This window comes from Chryseobacterium sp. ZHDP1, from assembly GCF_018603435.1.
GTDB classification, from domain to species: Bacteria; Bacteroidota; Bacteroidia; order Flavobacteriales; family Weeksellaceae; genus Chryseobacterium; species Chryseobacterium indicum.
Genome location: NZ_CP075682.1, coordinates 3,948,764 through 3,966,823, shown reverse-complemented (window position 1 = coordinate 3,966,823; position 18,060 = coordinate 3,948,764). Strand labels below are relative to the sequence as shown.

The window sequence follows — 18,060 nt, the reverse complement described above, 5'->3', positions numbered from 1 at the left end:
GATCGCAGAGGTTTTTATTATGACAAATTAAAGACAATCAGATTTTTTTAACAATAATTAATTATTTCTGCTGTCATTCTGAATGGAACTAAGTGGAGTGAAGAATCTCTAAAAAAATATTGTGTAGATTCTCTGAACTTCGTTCGCATCCTTTCAGGCTGTGTCAGAATGACAAACTTTCTGCATATTAGTCAGATCAGTTTATGGTTCAATTTAACACGTAAAAAGTTCCGGTAAATATATTACCGAAACTTCATCTTTATTAAACAATAAGTTCTTTTACTGATATTCTTCGTACACCAAAATCAGATTTTCTGATTTTGCACATACGATTGTCAGCAGTATGATGGAAAACAATACCCTCCATATCATTTTCGGGATTGCTCAAAAAGCTCTTGATAAATTCAAAGTCCAGACTTTCTAAACTAAGAATATTTTTGCCATGTTTTACCAATAAATGACCTTTAATATTCTCAGGATTTCCTTGTATCTTTTCACCAATGAGTTCGTAGGTTCCATCTTCCACCCTGCCCAATTCAGCCAAAGCACTGAAACCTTCCCAGAAGTATTGATCTTCTTTTTTATCAATATCACACGCTACCCAATGCGGATGATGACCTGTAATAAGATCTGCTTCCTGACACGGAATTGCGCCTGCAGGAGCTGTTTTTCCTTTTTTGGCATCGTATCTTTTGTATAATTTACCGTTGATTACTGCACATGCAGAACCATCAAACTTTTGTGTAGCAATAGCTTTCCCATCAAAAACCCAGTTGTTTTCAGGATTAATTTCGTTAATAACTCTTCCTAAATTATGTATATCTTTTTTGAATAATGTACTTATCTTTTTCATTTTTAATAGTTTTAATCACAAAAGTTTTATTCATCAGCATAACTCTCAAAACTATACTTTTGTGGAAATTAATTCTTCTTTTACGATGTCAATCACTAAAGAATTCAGTTTTTTATTGATTCTTTTCTGTTCTTCTTTCTCAATGGTTTCGAAAACTTTCGGAAAATCTTTTTCAAAATCTTCTAAAATATCCTGCGCAAAAAGACCAATGACTTTACCAACCATTTTGGGTTCAAATTCGCCAATTTTGCTGACCACGTTGTTTAACCTGTTTACTGTTGCATATTTTTGAATTTCTTCCCAGATATTATGAGCTTTTTCGCTAAAGCTGATTTGCTTTTGAACGGTTTTTTCCTGTTTTCTTACCACTTTAGATTTCTCGATCCATTTTTCATTTTTATTTTTCAAAATGACTCTTGAGCCGTTTCCAAAATATCTGGTTTTCAAAGTTTTCAAAATGGTTCCCTCACACATATTGTTATCGATTTCAGGAAGCCCAAGCCAGCCCGGAATTTTAGAATCGAAAACATTCGGAAACTTCAAAGCATCTTCCAAAGTTCCCTGAAAAAGAATTTTTGCATAGAAAAATCCGGTTTCTTCGAAAATTTCATTCACCACATCGGTATCCAGATAAGTAGTTCCGTTCAATTTAATGTCGAATGCGTAAAATTCGTTGTGAGGTGCATATTCAACACCTTTCTGCACTTTTACCGCATCTTTTATGGGTTCCACTTGTTTGTGTTTGTAACCTCCACCGAACAATTCACCGTAGATTACGACCGTCTCTACATCCGGATGAATATTTTTCACTTTTTCGAATACTTCGATGACGTTTTTTCTGTAACGTTCTAAAATCTGATGTGCGTTGAAGAATTTTTCATCCTTTTCGATGAAAGCGGTTCTCTTCCCGATTTTAATTTCCTTTCCATCGGTAAAGAAAGAGAAATTAGCACCGTGAACTTTCTCCTGCACGATGAAAACCTCATCCCCAAAACCCTGAATCCTGATCTGATCGATTACCCGGGTCTGGTAAGCGTTTTCTATTGAGTTATATGTTTTGAAAATCATTTTTTTAATTTTTAGTTTGTTTTTACTTAAACCTCACAGGTTTTGAAAACCTGTGAGGTTTCACTACTGTCTGAAAAAGACAATCCAAGCATTCAAATCGCTTCTAATTCATTATTTTTCATCTGAGTAAGGTGTCGCTGAGCATGAAGCGAAAGGAAATAAATGTACTCGTACACATTGATTTTCCCCAGTTCATTTACTGTCATTGTCGTTTTGCAGAGAAGACCTTCCCCGTTTTTCATCAGGTCTAAATAACTTAAGCATTGATGATATTGCTGAGTAATTAAACTTCTTATTTCAGTTAAATTTAATTCTCCTTTCGGCTCCATATGTTCTGGTCTTATCCATTCAAAAGCTCCATATTCACCTACTTTTTCAAACTTTTCCTGATTGAAACGGTAATTTTTTATTTCAAGATTCAAATCAAGATGCAGATAATTCCGCATTGCTTTTTTTGAGCCCTTTTCAATGAGTATCAACAGATAAAAGTTCGTGAGATAAATATGTTCTAAAATCTGCTGAACTGTCCAACCTCCATTTGAAGGTTGAAAATTCAACGTTTTATTGTCTTTATGAAACCATTTATCAACCTCATAAAAACTGAGTTTTAAATGCGTTTTTATGTCCTGAATGAATCTGAAAATATCCATTATAAATTTTTAAAGTTTTTTAAAAGGCTTTCAATATTTTCTTTTCCGACAGGATTCATGGAATGGCAATAGAACTGTGGCAAATCCAAATAATTATCCATGCAATATTCTACCAGCCATTTTGCACAATCGTAGCCTGTTTTTTCAACAAATTCCTGAGAATGGGGCTTCAAATAATGTTCATCGGCAAGATCGTGGTCAAAAGAGATCATTTCCGGAAGTCCTTTTTCCAAAATCCTGTTGACAAACTGTTTGTAATTCCGAACGATATGCCAGTCTTTTCTGAGGAAAATATCCTGCTTGGTATAATGATATGCTTCAATCGGATATCTTATATCATCCAGAAACAGTAATCTTTTTGTTATTTCCATTGCTTATTTTTTAATTCGAAAAGTAAATATTCAAAGCTTTGATAATACTTTTCACGTTTGTATTCGGATAAAATCCGGAACTGTTGATGCAGTTGATTTCAACAATCTTCCATCCTTCATCTGTGAAGCAAATATCCATTACAAAAGCTTCTTCCAGATTGAAAAGCTGAATCATTTCATTGGCGAAATTCAATCCTTCTTCTGAAACTTTTTCCTCAAAAGGAGCATGATCATTTAATTTATAATATCCTGCATCAATAATCTGTCCGCCAACAATCCAAAGTCTTGCTTCTTTTATTGTTCGTTTTGCTTCAGAAATCTGAACCAAAGAATCTTCTGTAATTCTGTTGGTTTGATTTTGCAATGCTTCAAAAGCAAAATCTTTCCATTCCGTTTCGTTGAAGACTTTTCCTGTAAAAATTTTCGCTTCATTGTAAGGTTTGATGAATTTGAGTTCATCTTTTTTCCAAATCAATTCTTCTGAAATTTTATGAACGGAAACTTTGTGATTAAGAAGGTTTTCACCATAATATTTGGAATACACTTCATACAAATGATTACCTCCGTAAAAAGAACCTGGAAACCAATCTGTATTTTGCTTTGCCAATCTTGCAATCGTCACCGAACCGTATACGAAAACATCTTTTCTGTCTGTTTCGAAGTCAATTTTTTGTGCGGTTGGAGGAATATTAATTACGCTGTAATCAATATTTAATTCGTCCAAAGCATCAAAAATTCTGTAATGATCGGGATCTAAATATATATTAGCCTGAACTAAAAAATACATGATTATTAATTTTTTAAGGTTCTTTTATTTGTTTTTTACAATACCCGCCAATTCCAGTTTTGCATCTTCAGGAAATCCTGAAAGTCCGGGAATATCGTTGTATTCTACAATTATTTTTTCTCCGTTTTCTGTTTCCAGAATATCAATGGCAATAATATCTGCATTGATATTTTCCTGTAACAGTTTTATTTTTTCTATCCATTCTTTTTCGGGCTCGATGAGTTGATATTCCTGAGTTAAAGAATTGGCTTTCCAATATTTACCTTTTCTTTTCATTGCCCAGACTTTATCATTGACAGCCAGATAACGGATATCATATTGATAATCAATAAATTTCTCTGTCGTCACATAATCCTGATGAATAAAGAGTAAATCTTTCAGTTCTTCCCATTGTTCTTCGGTTGAAACCAGACTTTTTCCATATCCACCATGATGATTTCCAACTTTAACCACGAAAGGAAACTGCATTTCCAGATTTTTCAATTGAGTTGTATTAGTTGCTACATTAAAATCAATCACAGGTAATCCAAGCTTTTTTAATCTGTTTAACATGGATAATCTGTCGTAACCTATTAATAATGTCGAAGCTGAATTCACGCATGGAATTCCTGAATATTCAATCAATTCCAAAATATTTCTGTGTTTTGCTTCAGGATTGATCGCTCCCAATCTCCAAAAAATAACATCCGGTTTGCAGACTCCATTCTCATCAATAACATACAGTTCAGCATTTTTTACGATAAATTCTGAGGTCTGAACTTTTTTCTGAACCACATCAAATCCTGCAAAATAATCCTGCCAGTATTTTTCTCCGTTGATGATTAAAATTGTTTTCATTTTTTATTTGTTATTACTTTAAACCTCACAGGTTTTGAAAACCTGTGAGGTTTCTGAAAGCTTTAAAATAAATGTAGAAAATTAAAAACTCTAATTTCCATACATCCCGCTTCCAGCTATTTCATCACACCATCATATCAGCACAATTGGAACTTGCGAAGGCGTAAGGTTTTGCTTTAAACACATACCCCATTCCCAGAATATATCCCATTGCGTCTCTTAAGGCAACATTGGATTTGAAATCCGGATCGGTGTTAATGTCTGCGTGTACCTCCATTTCCACTCCATAAGCATCCAGAACAGCGCAAATGGCGTAAGCAATTTCTACGGATTTGTTCACCTCGTTCAGCATACGTTCTTTGATACTGATAGTCTGTATTTCTCTTTCTTTTCTGATAAAGGTAAACGCTCCTTTTCCCTCACGAATAAACACTACTGCCGTAGCATAATTAATGGCATTCCCGTATACATGGGAATCTGAACCTACACAAACCTTCAGTCGGTGTCCATTTGCCTGTTCGCGGATGATGGCTTCTTCTACCAGTTGTTTGATAGAGTTTTGGAAAATTTTCCCTGTCATGTTCTGCCATACTTGTTGTTGCGTTTCCATTTTTTCTACATGTTTTTTGTTTTGTTTAAATTTTAATAATTACGTCAATTGTAAATTGTAAATTCATTGTATTGTCAATTTAAAATTCACTTGTGAAGCAAATTCACCATTGACCATTAACATTCCTGCACTCCAAACCGGACTCGAACCAATACCATCAGTTTTGGAGACTGAGATGCTGCCATTACACCATCGGAGTAGTTTTTGTTGATTCATCAGGACTCGAACCTGAACAACAAGAGTCAAAGTCTTGTGTGCTGACCAATTACACTATGAATCAGTTTTATAAGTAATGAGTAATAGGTAATTAGTAATTTTTTTTGCACATAATTCATTACTTATTGCACATTACTTATTACTGATATCTCGTGGAACAGACAGGAATCGAACCTGTACCTTTAGTTTTTCAGACTAACGTGCAGACCTGCTACACCACTCTTCCCAATTTTATAGATAATGAGTAATTGGTAATAAGTAATATTTTTTGCCTGCAATTTATTACCCATTGCTTATTACCGATTACTTATATTCTGTACGGGAAGAGGGATTCGAACCCCCAAAACCTTGAGCCTAAATCAAGTGTGTCTGCCAATTCCACCATTCCCGCGGATTTCATTAGTAATGAGTAATTGGTAATCAGTAATAAAAATTATCTTCTATAAATTTATAATTCGTATTAACCTTAAATAATTACTCATTGCTAATTACTTATTACTTATATTTTTAGGTCCGAGAAAAGCCTGCCTATATTTATAAACTATGCCTGTAATGTTTTTTTAAAGATCTTCTGCGCTCGACAAACCTTTCTCTTTCCATTTAACCTATTTCTTTGTGAATTGTCAATCGTCAATTTACTTCGTAGTCAATTCTTAAAATTCACTTGTGGAGCAAAATTCACCATTCACCTATTCACTTTTCTGTACTCTATAAGGGAATCGAACCCTTGTTTTCTGCTCGAAAGGCAGGCGTCCTGAACCGTTAGACGAATAGAGCGTTTTTGTTGTGAATTGTGAATAGTCAATTTCTTTGCAGTCAATTCTTAAAATTCACTTGCGGAGCAAAACTCACCATTCACCTTTTCACTTTCCTGTACTCTATAAGGGAATCGAACCCTTGTTTTCTGCTCGAAAGGCAGGCGTCCTGAACCGTTAGACGAATAGAGCGTTTTTGTTGTGAATCATTAATCGTCAATTTTACTTCGTAGTCAATTTTTAAGATTCACTTGCAAAGCAAAAATTCACCATTCACTTTTCTTTGACCATCTGACCAGGAGTCGAACCTGAACAACAAGAGTACATTTCCTGCATGCTGCCATTACATTATCAGCGGTTTGGTGGAAGTAGCAGGATTCGAACCTACTCAGCAATAAAGCAACAGATTTACAGTCTGCCCCGACTCTCCAGCTTCGGCGTACTTCCCTTTTTTCGTGAGTAATAAGTAATTGGTAATGAGTAATATTTTCCAACTAACTTTTTAATCTTTAATTTTTGAAGAAAAACAAAGCCTGTCTTAATTTTTAGTTTGATGTAAGAACTCCTGCGCTCGACAAACTTTTTCTTTTTCTTCGGAACTAATCTCATTTTAGTTATTTGAGATGGTTATGGGGTTGTTCATAACCATTTTTATTCTTTTTTATCTGAATTCACGAATGTTTCACATTTCAAACCCACTCAGCTTACGCAACGGTTTTGCAGACCGCCCCGACTCTTCCACTTCGGCGAACCATCGTTTTTATGAGTAATCAGTAATGAGTAATTTCCCAATATTCTGATTATTCTTTTTATTTAAATTTTCATTAAAAAATAAAGTCTGTCTTATTTTTTTGTTTGATATAAGAACTTCTGCGCTTTGACAAACTTTATTTTCTCTAAAAATTTATATTATGTCACAACTTTTTTCATCTATTTTCAGTTGAGTTAAGAAAAAGCCTGTCTATATTATATCGTGTTTTTTTGGCTAAAGATCTTCTTCTCTCGACAAGCCTTTTCTTTTTCTCTTTGAAACAATTAACTTAGTTTGAATTGTGAATAGTCAATTATCAATTCGCTTTGCTTGTCAATTTTAAAATTCACTTACGAAGTAAATTCACCATTGACTATTCACTTTTCTGTACTCCATAAGGGAATCGAACCCTTGTCGTTCGGTAGAAAGCCGAATGCACTAACCTCTATGCTAATGGAGCAAACTGTCTGGAAAGCAGGGTTCGAACCTGCGACCTCCCGCGTCCAAGGCGGGTAAACAACCACCGTTATCTTTCCAGTTTTGCAGATTCACTTTCATTTTCTTTTCCGGGAGACAGCCGGAGCAGAAGTTTTCCGTGAATCTTTGCGGTCTATGCGAGAATCGAACTCGCAGTGCCCGAGAGACAGTCGGGAAGGTTAACCATTACCTCAATAGACCTTTTGTGATTCCGAGAGGATTCGAACCTCTATATTTGGTTTAGAAGACCAACATTCTATCCTGTTGAATTACGGAACCTTTTTGTAATCCCAGAAAGATTTGAACTTTCAACCCCCGATTTAAAAGACCGGTGCTCTAACCATTTGAGCTATGAGATTATTTTTTTATGTTGTGAATGGTCAATGATCAATTGGCAATTTGCTTTGCTTGTCAATTTTAAATTCACTTGAAACAAAATTCACATTTGACTATTCACTTTTTGTAATCCCAGAAGGACTCGAACCTTCAGCCTTTGGTTTCGTAGACCAACGCTCTATCCAATTGAGCCATGAGATTGTTTTTATATTTTGTGAATGGTCAATCGTCAATTCGTCTTGCTTGTCAATTTTGAATTCACTTGAAATAAAATTCACTATTGACTATTCACTTTTTTGGGGTATCTCCGGGGATCGAACCCTGTTCTCCGGTGCCACAAACCGACGCTTTACCAAATAAGCTAGAGAAACCATACAACCATAAAAAAAGCGCCTCTTTTCGGGAGGCGCTTTATATTTCTGGACGTGTCAGTTCATTAGCTGACCCATTTATATAAGCACCTTTTTCCCACAAATTCACTATCAAGAAGAATAACACAAGCATATCTTTGCCCCATCGGTTCTGTACCGTGTTGTCCTGAATATGAATTAGATATGTTATGTAATTGTTTCATTTTATTCTTGTTGTTTTAAAAATGTTTTTTGAAAGGCTTGAAAACCTGTTGCTTTCAATTTTCGGTTGCAAAGTAAATATGATTTTTTTTAACTCGCAAATTTATTTTTCATTTAAATGTTTGAAAATCAATTCATTATGTGGTAATTTTAGAATAGAGAATTTCCGTCCGCAATACTTTGCAGATGTCTCAAATACCTAAATGACTGTCTCTCATCGGGTTACTGATCACGCTTTATTTTCTTATTAATTGTTCATTTGTTATTAAATAATTTTCATTTTTATGGTTATTTTTTTTCATTCTAAATAATTTCTGCTCTAAAAACACAAAAAACGCCTCGGTAATCGAGGCGTTTTTGCAGTATTTTGATAAAATTTTTACGGTTTTACAGTAAATAATTTTCAAAGCAAGCACATTTCGCCTCATAAGATATCATCCATTCATATCCAAACGATCCCTTTAGTACAGGGCGATCGCATAGATTTAAACTGATATGTGCTCTTTGTATTGTCATTATTTTATGGTTGCAAAGATAAATCTTTTTATTAAAAGTTTTTTATTTTGTCATTGCGAACTGAAAGTGAAGCAATCTATATGATATCATTTTTACTTTGAGATTGCTTCGTCGCCTTGCTCCTCGCAATGACAAACAAATCAATTCCTGAATATCCTGTTCCTCCCCGTCTTATATCTGGAAATATCTTTCAAAATCACTTCATCATCCGGATTGAAATGCTTCAGTTCATTGACGATTTCTGAGCGGGTTGCTACTTTTTCGGCGATGATTTCGTAGGCGATATTTCTTGTGGTCGATTGAAGTTTCGGATCTTTTTTAAATTCGTGTTTCATAGCTTCAAGATAAGTAATCTTTTTCTCCGAAGGCGTTTTCTGATAAAGTTCCTGAATCTGCTGATCGAGTTTTTTCACATCAAAAATATTGGCAAAATAATTATTGAGACAGTTAAAAGCATCACGGTCTTCTTCCCAGCCTTTCAGCAGAATTTTCTGGGCTTCTTCGGGCAATTCCATTTTTTTACGGTAAATTAAAGAACCTTTTACCATCTGATTATTGTTTACATAATCGTCCACCACCATCTGATAATAGATATTGGCATTTTTGGCATCATTCATTTTCCTGTACAGATCGCCTACTTTTTCTTTCTGTTCGAGTTCTTTGTATAAATCGATTGCTTTTTTATACTGCTTTGCTTTTTCGTAGCAGTTTGCGGCTTCCGATTTATTCTTCAGTTTTTTAAGATAAATTACTGCGGCTTCATTGTATAAACCTCCATCTTCCAGTGTTTTTGCCCCGCGATAGTAATCTTTCATCAAGTTCATGTATACTTTTGCCGCTCTTTTATAATCTTTTTCGCTGATGTATTTCTGAGCCAGTTCTTCGTATTTATTCCTGATCTTATCGAAAAGGGATGCTTCCAGATAAAAATTTCCCCCTCCGTTCCTGCCTTTTCCCGAAGAGTTGTTTTCTTTTTCCTTTTTTTCCAACTGCATGAGTACCACAAAAATGATGAACGCAACAATGGCAAAAATCACTAGAGTTCCCACCACACTCCAAAAACTCTGATGGAAAAGCTGCGCCAGAATTCCGATTATTTTGATGATGGCGAGAATGAAAAATGCCGCCATAAATTTGTCTGTAAATTTCTGTCTATTCATCCTTATCAGATTTTAAAATGGTTTCATCTTCGCTGAAAAGACGGTAAAGAAGCAATACGATGCCGATAATAAGAATCCATACGAACCAGTTGTACCCGAACATTTCGATCAGCGGATAGAAAATATACGCCAACATGGCAACCAGAATAATCATTAGGAAAATCTTGGTTCCCGCCGGAACATTTTCGCCGCCTATATTCAGTGATTTTCTATTGACGAAAAAAGAATACAGTCCTACCGCACCTGTCATGGCAACAATCAGCCAGAAAATCTCAGCAAAAGAGGTTCTTTTTTCTTCCGGATTACTTTTTTCAGCGTTCAGTGTCGAAATAGCAGGCGGAGTCTGTGGAAGTTCTTTCGTTCCGTACAGCCTTCCCAATGAATCTTCTACCAAAATGGCTTTCTTTTTCATAATGGTTTTTACAACTCCTTCATCGGCAGGTTTCCCTGAACCTGATTTTTGAATGGAATCTTTAATTTTCTCTCTGATTTTTTCTTCATTCTGAGCCAGATATTTTACAATTTTCTTTCGGTACACTCTTTTTAATGAATCGGTTGCCGCATCTGTTTTGTCATTCAGCTTAAAAATATCATTCTGAATTTTATCAAGCGGTCTTCCTCCATTCTTGAGATATTCCTGATAACTTTTTTCACCCGGTTTGCTCATGCTTAAAGAGGCACTCATATGTTCTTTCATCAGTTCTCTCCGCTTTTTTCCGTACATGGAGTCGATTTTCATATCAATATCGGTAACTCCTGATTTGTACGCCACTACGGGAGCCATCATTGTTTTATCCGGAGTCTGAACTTTACCTGAAGAAATGGATTGCGATTCTTTAGCTCCATCTTTATTAAGATTCATAAAAACCCGGGCTAAGCCGATCATTAAAAGGACAACCCAGAATACCCAACGGTAATTTCTACCGGAAGATTTTCCGTTAAAATCGTCTTCATCTTTTTTACCAAAGAGTTTTTCGAGCCATGAATTTTTAAATTTAAAAATTCCGAAACCATCACCTCTCGAAGTTCCCATAATATCCAACGGAACGCCAAGTTCTACTGCTCTGTCAGGATATTTTTCGATATATTTTAGATATTTTTCGATTTCCTTTTTATTTCCCGTCATCACCTTTTTCATGTCAAAGGGAAGGTTTTTCATCCATTCTTCTTCGGTTTGCGGTTTTTCGAGAGATTCCAGAACTTTTTCATCGTCCATTTCAACGGTAAAACTTTCGATTTTCTGAGGAATCTGAACGCCTTTCGATGGCTTTCTTACTTTATCTTCCGAGATTTCCGGATTCTGAATGATGGAGATCCAGTCGATTTCTTCATTCAATTTAACCAAACCAAATTCGGGGTGCATGATGAGATATTCCGCATCGATATTCTGCCACTCTTCAGGATTTACTTTCGGATAAAAGACCGTATTTTCAGGAATGAAAAATCTATTATCGACGCATTGAAAATAAGAATTTCTGCCAATTTCGTTCGGAGCAAGATTTTTAAACACCAAAAAACATCCGTATAAAATATTCGGTTCTGTGGAAGGAATCGGGAACGACTGAACTTCATGTAAGTCTATTCCTAATATTTCCATCTCATAAAGCCATACAAGCGGTGAAGAACCTTTGATTAAAAGTCCTTTTTTGGGGTAGTTATTTTTCGGAAAAGGTTTAATTCTAAGTTCCATATTCCCAAATTTGATCTATAAACCGTTCCATATATTCAACATACATTTCTTTCATCGTTCGCACTTTCAAAAGTGTATTCTGTGGCAGATAGTATTCTGAGCCTCCGAATTCCGTGTTGGTTGCCAACGCCAGATTTCCATATTCTGTGGAAGGAATATAAAATTCGGGGATATTTTTGTTGCTGCTTTTAAAAGTCAATATTCCGCGATTGTCCGTAATAATTTCGCTTCCGTCTGAAAAGGTAAATTTATTTTTATTCTGCTCCGCACAGATTTCCAGCGGATAATTATTTCTGTAAAACGTGATGGAATCTTCGTTATATAATTTGTTTAATTCGTTATTTGAAATGACTAGCTTTTTTTCTGTATTGATTCCGATATTGTGGAAATTATTCAGGATTTTTAATCCACTGTGGATTAATTTGTTAAGTTCAGATCCAACTCTTAAATTATTTTTATAAATTTCTTTCTCATTCACAAATGCCTCTTCAAAACTAACATTTCCATCTATAGCAATTTTATTGCTGTAAGGAATATCATCCAAATGCAGATAAAAACTTTTATTAAAGTATATAAGTTGACTTTTAATAGGTATATTTCTTCCTGTCAAATTCAGCTCAGAATATTCTTTAGTATTTAAATTTAATTTGGAAATCAGCTTTTTATCGGGTTGATACTGGCATAAAATAAAGTCTCCCTGCTTATTTTTCGCCAACGCAAACTGACCTTTTGGCTTTACGGAAATATCATCAATTAAAATTTCGCAGCCATGATGCGTTTTATACGTGTCATAATAATTGCGGTTGTAATAATTGTCTGAAAGATAGGTTCTCAGCAACTGTTTTTTATTGCTTAAAATAAAAAATTCCCCTTCATACAAAAAGGTTGCGATTTTATTGATTGGCGCAGGAAACAAAATCGGATAATTGAAAGGAACATTTGCTTTTTTGCCGTTTCCTGAAAATTTACTTTCCCTTCTCTGTCTTCGTTCCGGCGGGTTTGCCCACAGTTCCTGCAACGGAAGCATAATTTTCTGGATGTGCTTTCTTGTTCCTTTATGATATTTGTAAAAGTTCAGCTCACCGTTTGCAGAAGTCGTCACCAAAAATTTCAGGCGGTCTCTGTTTTCTTGAATGATTTTCTGAAGATTTTGATGGCTTAAGTTTTCCTGATTCGTGATGAAAAAAACTTCCAGATCTTTTTCTTTATGTTCTTTATTAAAAAACTTTTCAAGTGCGCCTGAAACTTCCAGAACCGGACTTACATGATTGAGATTTTCCACTACTTCATCCACATTATCCAGAGATATCGGGATGATATTCTGTCCCAATGCAAAAACTTTGCATTCTGAAAGTGCTTTCGGATGTTTGATGACCGCAATTGCCGATGCAAACGCCAAAACTTTCGGGGTTCCCCAGTTTTTCAGAGAAGTATCAATTAAAATAATTCTTTCAAAAATATTTTCTTCGGGCGGAATTTCTCTTTGGATAAACAACGCTTCATTGTTCGCAACACGGTTCATGAAAATGTCGTCTTCATTGGCAAATTCAGACAAAAGCATTCTGTGAAGTTCACCTTTATTCGTCATATCCGAGATTCCTCCAATCGGCTGTTCTCCGGGCGAAAGATGACGCATAGGGATTTTCAGACCGCTCCAGATCCTTTTAATTAAACTTCCGACCTGAAACGTTTTCGGCTCTTCAATGAGTTCCTGAATAAAATCTTTATCGGTTTCAACGGTGGTTTCTTCTTCCACCACTTCATCTTCCAATTCCGAAATATCTGTGAAACCTTTCATGGCATTGATGATGGATTTTCTAGTCGGAAATTTATTCTGAAGAAGCGCTAAAGTTTTAATATCTCTGTTAACCGCAATGGAAGTCAGAGGCTTTTTAACAGCAGCTTCGCCGATGATGTGAGGCTTAGTTTCAAATATTTTTAAGATTAACCCTGAATTTACCGAGGAAACCCGATTGTGACTGTCTTTAAAAATGGTCTGTAAAAGAATGATTTTATTCTGTCCCCGCTTTAAAGAACTTCCGATACTGCTCAGATTTTCTAAAAATTTAATGGCAAGATCTACATCGGATTCATTTTCAGCAAAACCATCTTTCTGTCTGTTCAGATAATAAAAAACGCCGTCTAAGTTTAAGTAGCCATCATGAAGCGCATACAAAACAAGCAATAAAGAACCGAAAGGCGGAAGACCCTGTTCTTTAAGTTCCTTAAGAATTTCCATTACGTAAGGTCTGTACGCAATTGCGCCTACATTCGGAATCGAAATAAGGTTGTTTTCATTATATCGGGTGTCGTCCGGAACATCTTCATCGGTTGTCCACTCCCAGAAATAATTGATATATGATTGGAAATATGCAATTATATCCATTCCTGTGATTTTTCGGTCAGTCGGAAAGAGCTTACGGATAATTTGCGGAAATCTTCTTTATTTAGGTAAAGAACATTTCCGTTTTCGTTCCATAAAAGCCACTGATCGCGACCTGCGTTATATTTTCTCTGTAATAAAGAGCTCATGTTTTTAAATTCAAAATCGTACCCTGTCGGTAAAAGATGCCCGTCTTTTGACCAAAATGTTTTTCCCGGAAAACTTAATAAAGGTTTTCCGATAAACAAAGCATTGTCATTAATCACCATCCAGTTGATTTTCTCCAGCTTAAATTTCGGCAGTGTGATTAAGGTTTCCCTGATTTCTTTTATTGAGCATAACAACGCTGTTGCGGGATGCTCTTCTTCGCTCGGTTTCAGTTTAATTTCAATTTTTCCATCAATTCCGAAAAAATTATTATTGAATGACGGGAAAGTTAATCGCAAAGCTTTATCAATGGGAGTCCAAAGCAAAGCCGTTCTCATTTTTTTGCTGGGAACCAAAGCGTCTTTCCGGAATAAAAGTCCGTCTCTTAATTCGTACAGCAGGAAATTCGGCAACTGTTGAATTTCAGTGGAAACTGACTGTTCATCGGTGAAACCTTTCAGCCAGATCACATCTTCCTCCAAAGCGATCTGAACATTTTTCCAGTCGCGGATGGAGCCCAGAACATCTTCCTCTGCACGCGGAATTTCTGCCCAGAATTCTTTTAGACCGTTTGAAGAATCTTTTGCCATAGACTTTCAATTTCCTGTTGAATGTACTGTTTCTGCTCCGGATTTCTGATCCACTCGCATCGCGTCTGAAGGTATCTTAGTTTATCTTTAATGACATTCTGCTCTTCAAAACTTAAAGAACCCTGATTCCATTTTTCGACTAAGATTTTTACGTCTTTCATCACTTCTTCCGGATTCGGGGTTTTGTTTTGCAATGCCTGCGGATGAGACTTCGGATGTTCATCTTTTTCAATCGTTCTGTTGATGATTCCTTCGAGAATTTCAATCTGTTCTTCGGTATCCCAAATATGTTTCAGCACCCATAAATCTGATAAAATGGCTTCGTTTCTGCCACAAATTAAAGCACTTGCCGCGATAAGGTTCTGCAATTTTACGGCTCTACGGTCGGAAATAGCAATTCCTGTATTTCGCAGACTGATGATGGTGTTTAAATAGACTTCGTAAATAGGTCTTAAATCAACAGTTTTACACAAATCCTGAAGTTCTTTTATTTCGTGGGAGAGAATTTCGGGAGTTTCTGTTTCCAGATTATTTTCCAGTTTTCTTCCTGCTAAAAGCACCTGATGAAGAAGGTCGGGATGAACATAATCTACATTAATTCTGATAAGAAAACGGTCGAACAACGCATTCAAAGCTTCGTCTTCGGGAAGAACGTTACTCGCTCCCACGAACATGAGTGCAGGAAGGTGTTTGGTTTCTTTTCCTCTTTTAAAAATCTTTTCATTTAAAGCCATCAAAAGGGAATTCAGAATGGCTGAATTGGCATTGAAGATCTCATCCAGAAAAACCATGGATGCTTCGGGCATCATTCCTTCGGTATTGGTTAATAATTCTCCTTCTTTTAATTTTCTGATATCAAAAGGACCGAAAATTTCGTTCGGCTCGGTGAAACGGGTTAATAAATATTCGAAGTTTTTTCCGTCTTTCACGGTTTTTGCCAACGTTCTTACAATGGCAGATTTTGCGGTTCCGGGAGGTCCGTACAAAAAGGCGTTTTCTCTTGCCAGAAGACAGATTCCCAATAAATCGACGACATCGTTTTTTCCGACAAAGGTTTCTTTGACGTGGTTAAGAACGGTGTTTAATTTTTCTATATTCTGAGTCATTTGTTTTTATGTTATAATTTTTGACTTCTTTTTTTAATCGCAATTGTTTTTTAACGCAAAGTCCACAAAGTTTATTTTGAATACTAACTGTTTTTAAGTTCGCAAAGGCGTTCTACTTAGCAAAGGAAACAAAGATCTTTTTAAGTTCGCAAAGGTACTTCGACAAGCTCAGTATAAACTATTCATTTAACAAAGCGAGCAAAGGTCTAAATTTATTGTTATTTTTCTTTCTTGACGAAAATTATTGTTTTTTTGAACTGTTTTTTTAACACAACGTCCACAAAGTTTTTATTTACTTTCTATATATTTTAACCATTAAGATTTATTAAGGGTTTAAGATTAGTTAAGAGAAATAAATTTCTTAAGCTTGACTTTAATTTGCTTGCAAATTCTTAATTCGTCTTAACTTCTTACCTATTCTTAATGGTTTAATTTTTTGCGTGATTTTAGGTTTTTTAACGCAAAGACCGCAAAGTTTATTTAACTACTAACTGTTTTAAGTTCGCAAAGGTACTTTGACAAGCTCAGTATAAACTATTCACTTAACGAAGGAAACAAAGTTTTTATTTACTTTCTATATATTTTAACCGTTAAGATTTATTAAGGGTTTAAGATTAGTTAAGAGAATAAATTTCTTAAGCTTGCCTATAAACTATCCACTTAACAAAGCGAGCAAAGGTTTAAATTTATTGTTATTTTTCTTCAAAGTAAAAGGTTTTAGTTTTATTTAATAAAAAATCTTAGCAGGAAAAAGTAGATAAACTGGCTTATGGTCATTGCAAGTAAAATATCAATATAAAATGATAGCGGAAACATAAAAAAAGTCAGATCATATACAAAATAAAGCACAATCAGAATACCTATACTTATAAATCCCAAATATTTCCAAAGTGATGATATTGAATTTAACAGCAAAGAAATAATCATCAGCAATAAAACAACAAAGCACAGAAAAAATACTCTTCCATACATCTGATAATTTTTTGCAACAACAGGAATCAGTTGATTATAATCTATCTTTTTCGTAATCAGTTCATAAGCAATTACTACAATCTCTCTGCAAATTTTAACAGGATTATATCCCAAAATTAAAGCTACCGAAAAAAGAACAAAAACAAGTAAAGCATGATAGATATAATTAAGTTTATTTGACCTTTTCCGGGCATTTTTTAAGATCTCTTCATCATCCAGATTCTCTTCATCTTTAAATTCTATCGAACTTCCGGGAATATATCCGAAATTGATTTTAATGCCATTCTTTAAGGTGTAACTGTATAAAGGTTTACCAAAATGCATCAACATAGAAATCCCTTTTATGTCTTTCTTCAATAAAAATTTATTGATATAGTACGGAATAACACAGAATAAAAACATATAGGAAGCAATAAGAATTCCTGTTATAAGTGCCGAGTTTATTTCCATATTCAGTTTTTATTAAAAAAATTCCACCAGCTTTTCTTTTTTGGCTTTTCTGTTTTTTCTTCTTCTTTTTCTGCCTCTGCATTTCTTTTGTTGAATGAAAAAGCAATTCTGCGGTAAGGAACAGAAATATCGAAGTAAACATTGGAACCATCATCAAGCGTCAGAACATCCATTATTTTATCTTCTCCTTTAACGAGCCTCTGCATCGTATCTTCTTTATTGAAGTGATACCTTATGAGATCTCTTTCATCAGAAATTCTCGTAACAATGTAAGGTGAATCTTCTGTACCGTCACCGGTTTTTTCGATACATTCAAAAATGATCTTTGCAATGGACATTTCAATGTTCATTGCTTTTTCGTCGCCCAGTTCTTTATAGGCGAAAAATTTAAAGATATGAACACTCGGACTGAGCAAAATATTCACATTTACATATTTTACGACTTCCTGAAATTTTCCTTCATTTAATAATTTCTGAATATTTCCTGTATCTTCGGAATAAGGATCATATTCCGGATCGTTGATTACGAGTTCTCTACATTTCAGAAAAGTTTCACTGGTAGGATCGCTTAAAAATTCAAATACTTTTTCGTAGGTTTCCATTTATTGGTTATTGTTTTTTTGTCTTTTTGAAAAAACATTGTTTTTAACACAAAGTCCACAAAGTTTTTTTATCAACTAACTGTTTTTAAGTTCACAAAGGTACTTCGACAAGCTCAGTATAAACTATTCACTTAGCAAAGTCCACAAAGTTTTTATTTACT

14 protein-coding genes and 14 tRNA genes are annotated in these 18,060 nt (G+C 34.9%); all 28 read right to left on the bottom strand.

From position 1 onward, the window contains the following. Window positions 1-262: 262 nt before the first annotated feature. Window positions 263-853, bottom strand: coding sequence for a DUF5565 family protein (locus tag KKI44_RS18380; protein WP_214588626.1), 591 nt, complete (start codon window positions 851-853; stop codon window positions 263-265). A gap of 51 nt (window positions 854-904) precedes the next feature. After that, window positions 905-1,921: an RNA ligase, Rnl2 family gene (locus KKI44_RS18375; RefSeq protein WP_214588625.1), complete on the bottom strand. Its 1,017-nt coding sequence runs from the start codon at window positions 1,919-1,921 to the stop codon at window positions 905-907. Between the two features lie 92 nt (window positions 1,922-2,013). After that, window positions 2,014-2,571: a DinB family protein gene (locus KKI44_RS18370; protein WP_214588624.1), complete on the bottom strand. Its 558-nt coding sequence runs from the start codon at window positions 2,569-2,571 to the stop codon at window positions 2,014-2,016. After that, entirely contained in the window at window positions 2,571-2,942 is a 372-nt protein-coding gene (locus KKI44_RS18365; protein WP_214588623.1) for a cyclic-phosphate processing receiver domain-containing protein, read from the bottom strand. The genes KKI44_RS18370 and KKI44_RS18365 overlap by 1 nt, the downstream gene beginning before the upstream one ends. A gap of 10 nt (window positions 2,943-2,952) precedes the next feature. After that, complete coding sequence (locus KKI44_RS18360) at window positions 2,953-3,729, bottom strand: ATP-grasp domain-containing protein (protein ID WP_214588622.1); 777 nt, start codon at window positions 3,727-3,729, stop codon at window positions 2,953-2,955. Window positions 3,730-3,753: 24 nt separating this feature from the next. Next, window positions 3,754-4,566 carry a RimK family alpha-L-glutamate ligase gene (locus KKI44_RS18355; protein ID WP_214588621.1) on the bottom strand — a complete coding sequence of 271 codons (813 nt, stop codon included), beginning with the start codon at window positions 4,564-4,566 and terminating at the stop codon, window positions 3,754-3,756. Window positions 4,567-4,690: 124 nt separating this feature from the next. Continuing rightward, a complete protein-coding gene (locus KKI44_RS18350; protein ID WP_214588620.1) occupies window positions 4,691-5,176 on the bottom strand; it encodes a ribonuclease H-like YkuK family protein in 486 nt (161 codons plus the stop codon). A gap of 128 nt (window positions 5,177-5,304) precedes the next feature. Further along, window positions 5,305-5,375 (bottom strand) — tRNA-Trp (locus tag KKI44_RS18345). A gap of 8 nt (window positions 5,376-5,383) precedes the next feature. Further along, window positions 5,384-5,456, bottom strand: a tRNA-Gln gene (locus tag KKI44_RS18340). A gap of 89 nt (window positions 5,457-5,545) precedes the next feature. Beyond that, a tRNA-Phe gene (locus KKI44_RS18335) sits at window positions 5,546-5,618 on the bottom strand. A 91-nt stretch (window positions 5,619-5,709) separates the two neighbouring features. After that, window positions 5,710-5,783: transfer RNA gene (locus KKI44_RS18330), tRNA-Leu, on the bottom strand. Between the two features lie 313 nt (window positions 5,784-6,096). Further along, window positions 6,097-6,169, bottom strand: a tRNA-Glu gene (locus tag KKI44_RS18325). A gap of 97 nt (window positions 6,170-6,266) precedes the next feature. Next, a tRNA-Glu gene (locus tag KKI44_RS18320) sits at window positions 6,267-6,339 on the bottom strand. 168 nt (window positions 6,340-6,507) lie between these two features. Next, window positions 6,508-6,594 (bottom strand) — tRNA-Tyr (locus tag KKI44_RS18315). Window positions 6,595-7,286: 692 nt separating this feature from the next. Then, window positions 7,287-7,358: transfer RNA gene (locus KKI44_RS18310), tRNA-Glu, on the bottom strand. Between the two features lie 6 nt (window positions 7,359-7,364). Further along, window positions 7,365-7,436 (bottom strand) — tRNA-Pro (locus tag KKI44_RS18305). Window positions 7,437-7,504: 68 nt separating this feature from the next. Then, a tRNA-Asp gene (locus tag KKI44_RS18300) sits at window positions 7,505-7,576 on the bottom strand. Window positions 7,577-7,581: 5 nt separating this feature from the next. After that, window positions 7,582-7,654 (bottom strand) — tRNA-Arg (locus KKI44_RS18295). 6 nt (window positions 7,655-7,660) lie between these two features. Further along, a tRNA-Lys gene (locus KKI44_RS18290) sits at window positions 7,661-7,734 on the bottom strand. Window positions 7,735-7,838: 104 nt separating this feature from the next. Further along, window positions 7,839-7,912 (bottom strand) — tRNA-Arg (locus KKI44_RS18285). 96 nt (window positions 7,913-8,008) lie between these two features. After that, window positions 8,009-8,082: transfer RNA gene (locus tag KKI44_RS18280), tRNA-His, on the bottom strand. A gap of 857 nt (window positions 8,083-8,939) precedes the next feature. Continuing rightward, window positions 8,940-9,959 (bottom strand): tetratricopeptide repeat protein, encoded by a 1,020-nt coding sequence (locus tag KKI44_RS18275; protein ID WP_214588619.1) that lies wholly within the window; start codon window positions 9,957-9,959, stop codon window positions 8,940-8,942. Beyond that, window positions 9,952-11,649, bottom strand: coding sequence for an APC family permease (locus tag KKI44_RS18270; RefSeq protein ID WP_214588618.1), 1,698 nt, complete (start codon window positions 11,647-11,649; stop codon window positions 9,952-9,954). The genes KKI44_RS18275 and KKI44_RS18270 overlap by 8 nt, the downstream gene beginning before the upstream one ends. Continuing rightward, window positions 11,639-14,035, bottom strand: a complete 2,397-nt coding sequence (locus KKI44_RS18265; protein ID WP_214588617.1) for a hypothetical protein — start codon at window positions 14,033-14,035, stop codon at window positions 11,639-11,641. The genes KKI44_RS18270 and KKI44_RS18265 overlap by 11 nt, the downstream gene beginning before the upstream one ends. Beyond that, window positions 14,026-14,769: a hypothetical protein gene (locus KKI44_RS18260; protein ID WP_214588616.1), complete on the bottom strand. Its 744-nt coding sequence runs from the start codon at window positions 14,767-14,769 to the stop codon at window positions 14,026-14,028. The genes KKI44_RS18265 and KKI44_RS18260 overlap by 10 nt, the downstream gene beginning before the upstream one ends. Then, the gene (locus tag KKI44_RS18255) at window positions 14,742-15,875 is read right to left on the bottom strand and encodes an AAA family ATPase (RefSeq protein WP_214588615.1); all 1,134 of its coding nucleotides are present in this window, start codon (window positions 15,873-15,875) and stop codon (window positions 14,742-14,744) included. Before KKI44_RS18255 ends, KKI44_RS18260 begins: the two co-directional genes overlap by 28 nt. A gap of 723 nt (window positions 15,876-16,598) precedes the next feature. After that, window positions 16,599-17,297, bottom strand: a complete 699-nt coding sequence (locus KKI44_RS18250; RefSeq protein WP_214588614.1) for a hypothetical protein — start codon at window positions 17,295-17,297, stop codon at window positions 16,599-16,601. 2 nt (window positions 17,298-17,299) lie between these two features. Continuing rightward, on the bottom strand, window positions 17,300-17,899 hold the full coding sequence (locus KKI44_RS18245; protein WP_214588613.1) for a DUF4919 domain-containing protein: 600 nt from the start codon (window positions 17,897-17,899) through the stop codon (window positions 17,300-17,302). Between the last annotated feature and the right edge of the window lie 161 nt (window positions 17,900-18,060).

Bases quoted from the DNA above. Each gene is read 5' to 3' on its own strand.
- KKI44_RS18355 (WP_214588621.1), bottom strand. From the start codon at position 4,566: ATGAAAACAATTTTAATCATCAACGGAGAAAAATACTGGCAGGATTAT.
- KKI44_RS18380 (WP_214588626.1), bottom strand. From the start codon at position 853: ATGAAAAAGATAAGTACATTATTCAAAAAAGATATACATAATTTAGGA.
- KKI44_RS18250 (WP_214588614.1), bottom strand. From the start codon at position 17,297: ATGGAAATAAACTCGGCACTTATAACAGGAATTCTTATTGCTTCCTAT.
- KKI44_RS18255 (WP_214588615.1), bottom strand. From the start codon at position 15,875: ATGACTCAGAATATAGAAAAATTAAACACCGTTCTTAACCACGTCAAA.
- KKI44_RS18370 (WP_214588624.1), bottom strand. From the start codon at position 2,571: ATGGATATTTTCAGATTCATTCAGGACATAAAAACGCATTTAAAACTC.
- KKI44_RS18375 (WP_214588625.1), bottom strand. From the start codon at position 1,921: ATGATTTTCAAAACATATAACTCAATAGAAAACGCTTACCAGACCCGG.
- KKI44_RS18260 (WP_214588616.1), bottom strand. From the start codon at position 14,769: ATGGCAAAAGATTCTTCAAACGGTCTAAAAGAATTCTGGGCAGAAATT.
- KKI44_RS18270 (WP_214588618.1), bottom strand. From the start codon at position 11,649: ATGGAACTTAGAATTAAACCTTTTCCGAAAAATAACTACCCCAAAAAA.
- KKI44_RS18365 (WP_214588623.1), bottom strand. From the start codon at position 2,942: ATGGAAATAACAAAAAGATTACTGTTTCTGGATGATATAAGATATCCG.
- KKI44_RS18275 (WP_214588619.1), bottom strand. From the start codon at position 9,959: ATGAATAGACAGAAATTTACAGACAAATTTATGGCGGCATTTTTCATT.
- KKI44_RS18245 (WP_214588613.1), bottom strand. From the start codon at position 17,899: ATGGAAACCTACGAAAAAGTATTTGAATTTTTAAGCGATCCTACCAGT.
- KKI44_RS18265 (WP_214588617.1), bottom strand. From the start codon at position 14,035: ATGGATATAATTGCATATTTCCAATCATATATCAATTATTTCTGGGAG.
- KKI44_RS18360 (WP_214588622.1), bottom strand. From the start codon at position 3,729: ATGTATTTTTTAGTTCAGGCTAATATATATTTAGATCCCGATCATTAC.
- KKI44_RS18350 (WP_214588620.1), bottom strand. From the start codon at position 5,176: ATGGAAACGCAACAACAAGTATGGCAGAACATGACAGGGAAAATTTTC.